Source organism: Streptomyces sp. NH27, from assembly GCF_056859195.1.
Genome location: NZ_JACEGK010000290.1, coordinates 1 through 10022, shown reverse-complemented (window position 1 = coordinate 10022; position 10022 = coordinate 1). Strand labels below are relative to the sequence as shown.

General features: G+C 72.4%; 9 protein-coding genes and 1 riboswitch. Of the genes, 1 reads left to right on the top strand and 8 read right to left on the bottom strand.

Features of this window, described 5'->3' with window-relative positions:
• Positions 1–171: 171 nt before the first annotated feature.
• The 3 genes from AC13HU_RS22585 to AC13HU_RS22575 all read right to left on the bottom strand — a co-directional run bounded on the left by AC13HU_RS22585 (position 172) and on the right by AC13HU_RS22575 (position 3872).
• Positions 172–891, bottom strand: coding sequence for a transglycosylase family protein (locus AC13HU_RS22585; RefSeq protein WP_483043751.1), 720 nt, complete (start codon positions 889–891; stop codon positions 172–174).
• 5 nt (positions 892–896) lie between these two features.
• A riboswitch (cyclic di-AMP (ydaO/yuaA leader) is annotated at positions 897–1032 on the bottom strand.
• A gap of 369 nt (positions 1033–1401) precedes the next feature.
• A complete protein-coding gene (locus AC13HU_RS22580) occupies positions 1402–2409 on the bottom strand; it encodes a transglycosylase family protein (protein WP_483043750.1) in 1008 nt (335 codons plus the stop codon).
• 170 nt (positions 2410–2579) lie between these two features.
• Positions 2580–3872, bottom strand: a complete 1293-nt coding sequence (locus AC13HU_RS22575) for a cytochrome P450 family protein (RefSeq protein ID WP_483043749.1) — start codon at positions 3870–3872, stop codon at positions 2580–2582.
• Positions 3873–4052: 180 nt separating this feature from the next.
• Here AC13HU_RS22575 and AC13HU_RS22570 point away from each other — a divergent pair, with 180 nt between their 5' ends.
• Positions 4053–4673, top strand: coding sequence for a Uma2 family endonuclease (locus AC13HU_RS22570; protein WP_483043748.1), 621 nt, complete (start codon positions 4053–4055; stop codon positions 4671–4673).
• A 41-nt stretch (positions 4674–4714) separates the two neighbouring features.
• Here AC13HU_RS22570 and AC13HU_RS22565 read toward each other — a convergent pair whose 3' ends face one another.
• From AC13HU_RS22565 to AC13HU_RS22545, 5 genes are all read right to left on the bottom strand, one after another.
• A complete protein-coding gene (locus tag AC13HU_RS22565; protein ID WP_483043747.1) occupies positions 4715–5419 on the bottom strand; it encodes an endonuclease V in 705 nt (234 codons plus the stop codon).
• Between the two features lie 5 nt (positions 5420–5424).
• Positions 5425–6552 (bottom strand): nucleoside triphosphate pyrophosphohydrolase, encoded by a 1128-nt coding sequence (locus AC13HU_RS22560; RefSeq protein ID WP_483043746.1) that lies wholly within the window; start codon positions 6550–6552, stop codon positions 5425–5427.
• A gap of 135 nt (positions 6553–6687) precedes the next feature.
• A complete protein-coding gene (locus tag AC13HU_RS22555) occupies positions 6688–7365 on the bottom strand; it encodes a SurA N-terminal domain-containing protein (protein ID WP_483043745.1) in 678 nt (225 codons plus the stop codon).
• Between the two features lie 167 nt (positions 7366–7532).
• Positions 7533–8279 carry an HNH endonuclease family protein gene (locus AC13HU_RS22550; protein ID WP_483043744.1) on the bottom strand — a complete coding sequence of 249 codons (747 nt, stop codon included), beginning with the start codon at positions 8277–8279 and terminating at the stop codon, positions 7533–7535.
• A gap of 110 nt (positions 8280–8389) precedes the next feature.
• Complete coding sequence (locus AC13HU_RS22545) at positions 8390–9865, bottom strand: protein kinase domain-containing protein (RefSeq protein WP_483043752.1); 1476 nt, start codon at positions 9863–9865, stop codon at positions 8390–8392.
• Between the last annotated feature and the right edge of the window lie 157 nt (positions 9866–10022).

Genomic DNA, 10022 nt, shown 5'->3' with positions numbered 1-10022 from the left:
GGTCTGATCAGGACGAGCCTAACCGGCTTCCCGGCCCGGGCAGCCCTAGGCCCGACCCCTGAGACACCCGGCGGGCGCAGTCCCGCGCGAACACGCCGGCCGGGCGCGCGCGGTTCGGTGCGCGCACCCGGCCGGTGCGGTGGGGACCTTCGTTCCGGTGCAACCCGGTGTTCAGCTCAGGTGCAGGTGCTGGCCCGGGTAGATCAGGTCGGCGTCCTTGACGATGTCGTGGTTGAGCGAGAACAGCTTGTGCCAGCCGCCGGCCACGTGGTGCTCGGCCGCGATCTTGGAGAGGCTGTCGCCCTTGACCACGGTGTACTCGCCGTCACCCTTGGGGATGCTGGTCGGCGCGGCGTGCCGGGGGGTGCTGCGGCTGCTCTGCGAGGTGCCGGTGTGCGTGGTGGTCGCGCTCGACGTCGACTTCGAGGGCGCCGGCTTCGAGGGCGCCGGCGCGGCCGGGGTGGACGGCGCGCTCGACGACGACGAGGAGGAGGAGGAGCCGGACGGGTTGATGTCCGGGGACGGGCCACCGGCGGTCAGGCCGCCGGCCGACGCGCAGGACCAGGCACCCGGGCCCTGCATGGCGAGCAGCTTCTCGGCGACCGCGATCTGCTGGTCCTTGGTGGCCAGGTCGGCGCGCGAGGCGTACTGCAGACCGCCCGCGCCCGCCCAGCTGGACTGCGAGAACTGCAGGCCGCCGTAGTAACCGTTGCCGGTGTTGATGGACCAGTTGCCGCCGGACTCGCACTGGGCGACCTTGTCCCAGGTGGCGACGGAAGCGGCGGAGGCGGACGTGCTGGCGATCAGCGGAGCGGCGATCGCGGTGCCGGCGACTCCGGCGAGCGTGGCGATGCGGACAAACCTCTTCGAGGCACGACGGTGCTTACCCATGTTGTTATAGCCCTCACCGACGCCTACGAGGTGAGCTGTCGGGTTCGGACGTGAGTTGCCCGGCCGCGCCGCGTCATGCGGCGATTCGGCTTCACCCCGAGCCGGACCGTGCTGCCGCGGTGGCCGCGACGGTTGCTGTTGCTGTCCGTCGCCGCGGCGTGCGGCTGGTCCGGCGAAAGACCTTGGGTCCCCCGCTCCTGCCTGCGGCGCTTTCGCGTCGACTGTTCCCGTGGGGCGGCGGCAGGACTCGGCGTTCCGCTCCGAACGGGGCCCGCTGTGGCGAGCGGTTAGACGTTAAGCACACCGCACCGGGTTCTTCAAACATTCCTGCGGCGGGCTCCAACTGCGCACTCGCGCTCGGCGGGTGGACATCGACGCAGGTCGGAAGGGTGGCATTCGCGAGTTGACGATCGAACGGCCGAAAGAGTCGGCGAGACGCTTGTCACATCGGCGGCGACGGCCGGGAGTTGATACGTCCGGTTTGTCGTCCGGCCGCCACGCGCCTTCTCCTCAGCCGAGGTTGATGGTCTGTCCCGGTTTGATTAGGTTGGGGTCGTTGCCGATGAGGTCGCGGTTGGCCTCGTAGAGCTGATGCCAGCCGCCGGCGACGTGGTGCGCGGCGGCGATGCCGGAGAGCGAGTCGCCGGAGCCGACCTGGTAACCGTCGGTGGCGCCCTTGCCCTGCGCGGGCTGCCCGGTGGCCGGCTTGGCGCGGTGGGCGCCCTGGCTGCCGCTGCCGCTCGCGCCGTCGGAGGCGGGGGTCGAGAGGACCTCGGTCCTGGTGGCCCGGTCCTGGGCGGCCAGTTCCTCGTCGGACGGGTCGTACGGCTTCCCGTGCCGGCCGGAGCCGGTGGTCGGCGTGCCCGGGTCGGTCGGCGTGCCCGTGGTCGGGGTGCCCGGGTCGTCCGGGGTGGTCGGCGACGTGGTGGGCGTACCGGAGTCGGACGGCGTGCCCGGGTCGGTCGGCGTATCCGTGGTCGGGGTGCCCGGGTCGTCCGGGGTGGTCGGCGACGTGGTGGGCGTACCGGAGTCGGACGGCGCGGTGGTCGAACCGGGGCTCGGCTGGATGCCGGTGGGGCCCGACGGGTCGGGCACCGGCGTCGCGCTCGGGTCGACGTCCGGCGTCGCGGTGTCGGTCAGCAGGCCGGTGGTGAGCTCGCAACCCGGCCACGCGTTGGGGCCGAGGTCGGTGAGGATCTTCTGCGCGACGGTGATCTGCTGGGCCCGGGTGGCGAGATCGGGCCGCGTGGCATACGCGTCGCCGCCGTACTGGTCCCAGGTGTTCTGGGTGATCGCCAGACCTCCGAAGAAGCCGTTGGCGGTGTTCGCGCCCCACACGCCGCCGGTCTCGCATATCGCGACCTTGTCCCAGGTGCTCGCGTCGGCCGCCTGGGCGGACCCGGCGCTGATCAGGGGAAGCGCGATACCGACACCTGTCGCGGCGGCGGTCGCCACGGTCACCACTGCCGCCGGGGCCTGCCGGGGGCGTCGGTGCCGGCCGTTACCGGACGAGAGCATGCGGTCGCCTTTCGTTCAAGCCGTAAGCCATTCCGTGCGCCCTGCCACGCGTCGTGCCATGGGCCACGCGGTACACGCCTTGCGTTGACCGCAGAACGTAGCGGGCTTGGCCAGTGCGTCACAAGTCGATGTAGCGATCATCACGTCGCGATCACGTTGCTGACGCGGCGTCACCTGACGTGTGGCGCCTCGGCGGTGAACTCCACCGGCAGCGTACGCAGTCCACGCATGATCAGACCACCGCGCCAGCGCAGTTCGGCCGGTTCCACGGCGAGCCGCAGGTCCGGCAGACGGGTCAGCAGCGCGGCGAACGCGGTTCTCGCCTCCAACCGCGCGAGCGGCGCGCCCAGGCAGTAGTGGATGCCGTGGCCGTAGCCGAGATGCGGGTTGTCCCGGCGGGCGAGGTCGGGGGTGTCCGGGTCGGCGAACCTGGCCGGATCACGGTCGGCCGCGGCCAGCACCACCAGGACGGGATCGCCGGCCGCGACCGGCCGGCCGCCGATCTCCAGCGGCTCGGTGGCGTACCGCCAGGTGGCCATCTCCACCGGGCCGTCGTAGCGCAGCAGTTCCTCGACCGCGGACTCCAGCAGCGCGCTGTCGCCGGCGGCCAGCGAGTCCTGGAGGGCGGCGCGCTGCGCGGGGTGGGCCAGCAGGGTGTGCACCCCGTTGCCGATCAGATTGACGGTGGTCTCGAAGCCGGCGAAGAGCAGGATGAAGGCCATCGCGGCGGCCTCGTTCTCCGTCAGGTGCTCGCCGTGGTCACTCGCCCGGATCAGCCCCGAGATCAGGTCGTCGCCGAGGTCGCCGCGCTTGCGGTGGATCAACTCGACGAGATACGCGCGCATCTTCTTCACCGCCCGCGCCACCCCGCCGCGCGGTCCGCCGCCTTGGCCCGGCGCGGCGTGACGCACCATCATCCCGGCCCAGTCCCGGAAGTCGTCCTGGTCCTGGCTCGGCACCCCGAGCAGGTCGCAGATGGCGTAGATCGGCAGCGGGAAGGCGAACTCGTGGATCAGGTCCGCCTCCCCCCGGCCCGCGAACGCGTCGATGAAACCGTCCGTCAACTCGCGTACCCGCGGCTCGAAGACCGCGACCGTGCGCGGGGTGAACGCCTTCGACACCAGGCGGCGCAGCCGGGTGTGGTCGGGCGGGTCGATGTTGAGCAGATGCGTCGTCAGCTCCGCGGTCCGCTCCCCCGGGATGCCGGTCTTCCCCTTCACACCCGACTCCCCCGCGTGGTGCACCGGGTTCTTGCTCAGCCGCCCGTCGGCCAGCGCCTGCCGCGCGTCGCCGTACCGCGTCACCAGCCAGGCGCCGACGCCGCTGGGCAGCGTCGTCCACCGCACGGGCGCGTGCTCGCGCAGCCACGCGTACGCGGGGTAGGGGTCGGTGGCGAACTCCCAGGAGAACAGTTCCGGCTGCGGCGCGGGGGTGTCGGTCGGCGGTGGGGGTAGATCGGTCACCCCATGACCGTATCGGGCGCCGCCGACAGCGCCGGGCCCGGGCGGACGATGCGGCCGGGGCAACGTTTCCCCTGGTCACGGCCCCAGAAGCAGGTTCCATTCGCCCTTTCGGGTGAGGGATCTTCGTTTGGCCTGGGTACGCTTTTCGTACGCGCCATTATCCGTCGTATGGGAGCGCTGATGAGTACCGCAGCCGAGGGCGATCAGGACACAGGCAGTACCGCGGCCGACGGCGATGAGGACACGGGCTTCAGCTGGCCCATGCCGCCGGCCGGTGGGTGGACCGCGGATGACCTGGACCGTATTCCGGGCCTCCCGTCACACACCGAGATGATCGACGGAGGGCTGTTCTTCGTGAGTCCGCAGACTCATTTCCACATGGCGACGCTGTGGCTGCTGGAGTACGGACTGCGTACACAGGTGCCCGAGGAGTTCTATGTCGTACGCGAGATGACGACGAAACTCGGCGAGCGCGACCGGCCGGAGCCGGACTTGATGGTGGTACCGCGCCGGGCGAGAAAGGGTCCCGAACAGACCTCTTACGACCCCGCGGACGTCAGGCTGGCCATCGAGGTGGTCTCACAGGAGTCGGTGGAGCGGGACCGCCGGGCGAAGCCCCAGAAGTACGCGCAGGCCGGCATCGAGCACTTCTGGCGCGTCGAGCGCAGTGGCGAGGAACCAGTGGTCTACGTCTACGAGCTCGAACCCGCCAGCGGCACATATGTCATCACCGGCATCCATCACCAGCACCTCAAGGTAGCCGTCCCGTTCCCCATCGAGATGGACCTGATCCTCGACTGAAAGTGGAACGGCGACGGGGCAACCGGCAAGAACCGGTGCCGTCAGCCGGCCGCCGCCGCTCGCAGCGCCTCCCGGCTGAGGTGGTCGGCCTGGCGGGTGGTCTCGGGGAGGCGGTAGCGCGGGGCCAGGTCCAGCACGCGGGCGCAGGCGGTCGGCAGGTCGATCAGATGACCGGTGGAGACGTAGACGGGCTTGACGCCGCTCTGGGTGCGCAGGGCGCGGCCGACCACCTCGCCGTCGTCCACCAGGTCGGCGTGGTCGCCGCGGTCCGGGCCGAGGGCGGCCGGGTCGTGGCGGCCGGTGAACGGGGTCTTGGCGACGCCCGCGGTCGGCAGGCCGGTGAGTACCCCGAGATGGCAGGCGAGCCCGAAGCGGCGCGGGTGGGACCGGCCGTGCCCGTCGCACAACAGCAGGTCGGGCGTGGTCGTCAGCTTCCGCAGCGCCGCGACCAGGGCGGGCAGTTCCCGGAAGGCGAACAGGCCTGGTATGTAAGGGAAGGCGGTGGTCGTCGAGGCGGTGGCACGCTCGACCACGCCGAGGGTCGCCGTGTCGATCACCACGACGGCGGCCGCGACCAGGTCGCCGGTGCCGCGCCCGTCGCCGGCGTACGCGACGTCGAGGCCCGCGACGAGGCGGGGAGCGGCCGGGCCGGGGCCGCGGTGGTCGGCGAGCGGCCGCAGCCGGGCCTGGAGGGCGAGGGCGTCGACCTCGTCGGCCGGCCAGGTGGAGGGGACGTCCAGTCGCACCGGCGTCAACCGCCTTCCACGGTGCGGTCGGTGGAGCCGGTGCCGTCGGCGTCCGCTGCGTCCTCCGCGTCGTTCCAGTCGTCCGCGCCGCCGTCGGCGTTCTCGTCGTCCGCCGGGCCGGTACGGGCCCGCGCCGCGCGCCGCGCCTCCGCGGCCTTCGTCGCGGCACGGTAGCGGCGTGCGGCCTGGCGCAGCGCCCTCTCCGGGTCGATGCCCGCGGCTTGGGCGGCGGCGGCCTCCGCGAGCAGGTGGTCGCCGAGCGCGGCCTCGTCGTCGTACCGGGGTACGGCCGGGCCGGCGGGCAGGGGGAGGCCGGCGGTGTGCGCCCGGCCGGCGAGCTTCGCCGCGAGTGCGAGGGCGGGGGCGGCGACCGGGACGCCGTCGGTGACGGACTCCCGGGCCTTCTCGGCGCCCTTGCGCCGTAGCCAGATCGCGTGTACCTCCTCCGGGGTCCGCGCCTGCTCGTCGCCGAAGATGTGCGGGTGGCGGTGGACCAGCTTGGTGATCAGGCCCGCGGCGACGTCGTCGATGCCGAACGGCTCCTCCTCGTCGCCCTCGGCGATGGCCGCGTGGAACACCACCTGGAGCAACACATCGCCGAGTTCCTCGCGGACGGCGGTCCGGTCGCCCTCCTCGATCGCCTCGACCAGTTCGTACATCTCCTCGATGCCGTACTCGGCGAGGTCATCGTGGGTCCGGGTGCTGCTCCACGGGCACTCGGCCCTGATCCGGTCCATCACCCGCACCAGGTCGAGCAGTCGCGCGCCGGGCAGGTCGTACGAACCCGGCAGCAGCTCCAGTTCGGGCATCGCGACCCGGCCGGAGCCGCCCAGCCGGGCCAACTCGTCGGTGACGGCCGGGTCCGCGCCGGCGTCCGGCGGCAGGTACACCACGGTGCGGCCGCCCGCGGTGGCGTCCACCAGCTGCTGCCCGCTCGGCGCCGCCGTCTCGACGGCGATCCCGGCCTGCCGCAGGTAGGGAAGCTGCGGGTGGTCCGGGTCCGCGCACAGCACGCGGTCGGCGTCGCGCAGCACCTGCCACGCGGGCCAGGAGAGCAGGCCGGGCGCGACCCGGTGGCTCATGGTGAGCAGCACCAGGCGCCCGGGGGGCACGGCGTCGGGTTCTTCGGTCACCCCTCGAACGTACCGCGCGCCGCCGGTCCGGCGATCACCCGCCCGGCGATCACCGGTGCGGGCGGGTGGGACGGCCGGGTGAGACGGGCGGGTGAGACGGGCGCCGGTCACGCCACGTCCGTCACATCACGTCCGTCACGCCACGTCGGTGGGCGCGGCGGTGTCGCCGGGGCTCGACACCGGGGTCTTGTCGATCACCCACGGGTTCTTGACCTGGCCGATGGACGCGCTCTTGCCGTCCCAGACGCCGTACCGCGGGTTGATGTGCACATGGAGCGACTTGGCGGTCTTCACCATGTAGTCCTCCAGCGCCTTCTCGCCGCCGTCGCTGCCCGGCTGGTATCCGAGCGCCGCGATGATCTTCGTGATGGCAATCTTCTCGTGCAGGTAGCTGTCGATCTGGTTGGGCGGCGTGCCGTACTGCGCGAGCATGCCCGCCTCGTAGCTCTTGCGGTCGCCGCCGGCGAGTTGCTGCACCTCGGCGTCGTACTCGCGCTGCACCTCGCCCGCGGTCACCGTCAGCCCCTTGTCGGCGAGCGCCTTGTCCACCACCTGGGTCTGCACGATGACGTTGAGCACCTGGGTCGACAACTGGGTGGCGCCGGCCACGGCCTGCGCGGCCCGCGGGTCGCCGTTGGCAGCCGTCCGCAGGTCGGAGACCCGCGCCTGCACGGTCGCCACGGCGATCCGCTGGTCGCCGACCACGGCGGCCGCGCCCGTGCGGTTGGGGCCCGACCCGCACGCGGTCAGTGCGGGCGACGCCAGCAGCAGTGCGACTGCGGCGGTCGAGACGGCGGTACGGCGGCGGACCATGGGTGCCTCCCGGCGGGTGACGGCGGGGAACAGCGGGGAAGTTCTCCTCGCGTCTCGCGTCTCGCGTTCCTGGCGTGATGGATGATCGAGCACGAGGATATTGACCAACGGCGGCCGATATCCAGCACTCTGCACAACGTGATCGGGGCCGGGAGGGTTGCGGCCGGTCAGCCCGCCGGAAGCGGCTGCTTCGGGCAGGTGTCCAACACCTTGCGCATGGCGGCCTGTTCGGCGGAAGTGACCGAAAGGCCGTATTTCGTCTTCACGGCGACCTGGCGGGCCACGTAGGTGCAGCGGAAGGACTTGTTCGGGGGCAGCCAGGTGGCGGTGTCGCCGTCGCCTTTGCGGCGGTTGGTGGAGGAGTCGACGGCGAGCAGGTTCAGCGGGTCGTTGGCGAACTCCTTGCGGCGGTCCTTGGACCACTGCTGGGCGCCCTTCTGCCACGCGTCGGACAGGGCGACGGCGTGGTCGATGTCGACCTTGCTGGCACCGCGCTTGTAGACGATCTGCGTGCCGGTGTACGGGTCGGCGAGGGTGCCGCCGGTGATGACGCAGTCCTTGGTGCCGGCCCGGTACGTCTTCTTGGTGAGGTCGCGCTGCAGTATGTCGTCGCGGGTGTCGCAGTGATTGTGGTCCACGTCGGCCCAGGCGGGACCGAACTGGTCGCGGGTGTAACCGGTCTTCGGGGCGCGGCCCTTGACCTTCAGGGCGTTCGCGGCGGCCAGCGCGCTGCCGTGGGCGGCGCTCGGGGTGGCACCCGGGTCACCACCGGCGGCACCGGTGCCACCGCTGCTCGCGCTGCTCGCGCTGCTGGTGGGGTCCGCGCCCGGGGTGGTGTCCTTGCACCCGGCGACGCCCAGCGTCGCGGCCAGTACCGCCGTGCAGGCAAGCGCCCGCGTCGTACGTATCCGCATCACACACACCTCGGAAAGTTCGTCCGTCCGGGGCGTGACCCGCCCCTCCCGCCGTGCCAGGGCCTGTCGGCCGGATCTCCGCGGCGTCGCGGCGATCCGAACGACGGGCCCTACCCCTGTACCTGCCCCAACCAGGCGAGCGTACGGCGGACTTCCGCCGGGCAGGGGGGGTGGGGTCCGCGTACCCGCTCGGCGTCGTACAGCAGGCGGGTCAGCACGTCGCGGGCCGCGCGCCGGTCGCCGACGGACAGCAGGAGATGGCCGATCCGGCGCCTGATCTCCAACGGCGGACCGGGGTCGGTGGCCACCCAGCGCTCGAAGTACGGCAGCAGGACACGGTATTCGGACAGCGCGGAGGTGGTGTCGCCCAACTGCTCCAGGCACTGGGTCGCTTCGTAGCGGTACTGGAGGGCCTGCCGGTCGGCGCCGCCGTACTGGGAGGCGAACTCGTCGGACAGGCGGCGCAGTTCGGGCAGCGCGCGACGGTACTGGCCGTCCTCCATCAAGGTGGCGGCGTACTGCTTGCGCAGGCTGCGCAGCACCGGGGAGTGCTCGCCGTGCTTCTCGGCGGCGGCCGGCAGCAGTCCGCCGAGTACGTCCACGGCCTGGGTGATCCGGCCCGCGGCCAGCAGCCGGCGCACCTCGTCGACGGCGGCGGCCAGGTCGGGGCCCGCGGAGTTCACCACCGGCGGGTAGGCGGGGCGGTCGGGCAGCGGCGCGGGCTCGGGCTTGTCCGGCCAGGGGGCGTGCGGGCGCAGGAACGGCCGGGTGGGGTCCATCGGGCCGAGCGGCGCGGAACGGGCCCCGCCGGGCGGCGGCATCAGGGCGACGAGCTGCCGGAAGGCGTCCTGCGCGTCCTGCGGGCGGTCCTGCGGGTCCTTCGCGAGCAGCCGCAGCACCAGGGCCTCCAGCGGCTCGGGCACCTGGGGGCGTATTCGACGCAGCGTCGGCGGCTCCTCGTACAGGTGGCCGTGCAGCACGCCGAGTGCGGTGGGGGCCCCGAACGGCACCTCGCCGCCGAGCAGTTCGTGCAGCACCACGCCCAGGGCGTACAGGTCGGTGCGCGGGCCGATGGCGCCGCCCATCGCCTGCTCGGGCGCCATGTAGGCGGGGCTGCCGATCGGCGTCCCGGTGTGGGTGAGCCGGGTGGTGTCGGTGTCCATCACGGACGCGACACCCAGGTCGAGCACGGTGACGGTGCCGTCGGTCCTGATCATCACGTTCCGCGGTTTGAGGTCGCGGTGGACGATCGGGACGGCGTGCACCGCGGACAGCGCGGCGCACAACTGCGCGCCGACGGCGACCGCCCACGGCCACGGGTAGGGCGCGTGCGCGGCCAGGTGGTCGGCGAGGTCGCTGCCCTCCACGTACTGGATCACCAAGTACAGCTCGTCGCCGTCCGCGCCCGCGTCATGGACGGTGACCAGGCCCGGGTGGTCGACCTGGGCGGTGACCCGGCACTCGCGGTCGAAGCGCTGCCGCAGTTCCTCCACGTTCTCCCCGCCGGCGACCTTGTCGGGGCGCAGCAGCTTCACCGCGACCCGCCGGTCCAGCCGCCGGTCGTAGGCGGTCCACACCTGCCCCATGCCGCCCTGGCCGATGATCGCGGCCAGTTCGTACCGCCCGGCGATGAGCCGACCGGTCACCTGGTCCCCTCGCCCGCACCGCTGTCCTGGCTGTCGCCGTGCTCCTTGCGCAGGAAGTCGCTCAACTCGTCGAGTTCGGCGCGGACCTGGTCGATAC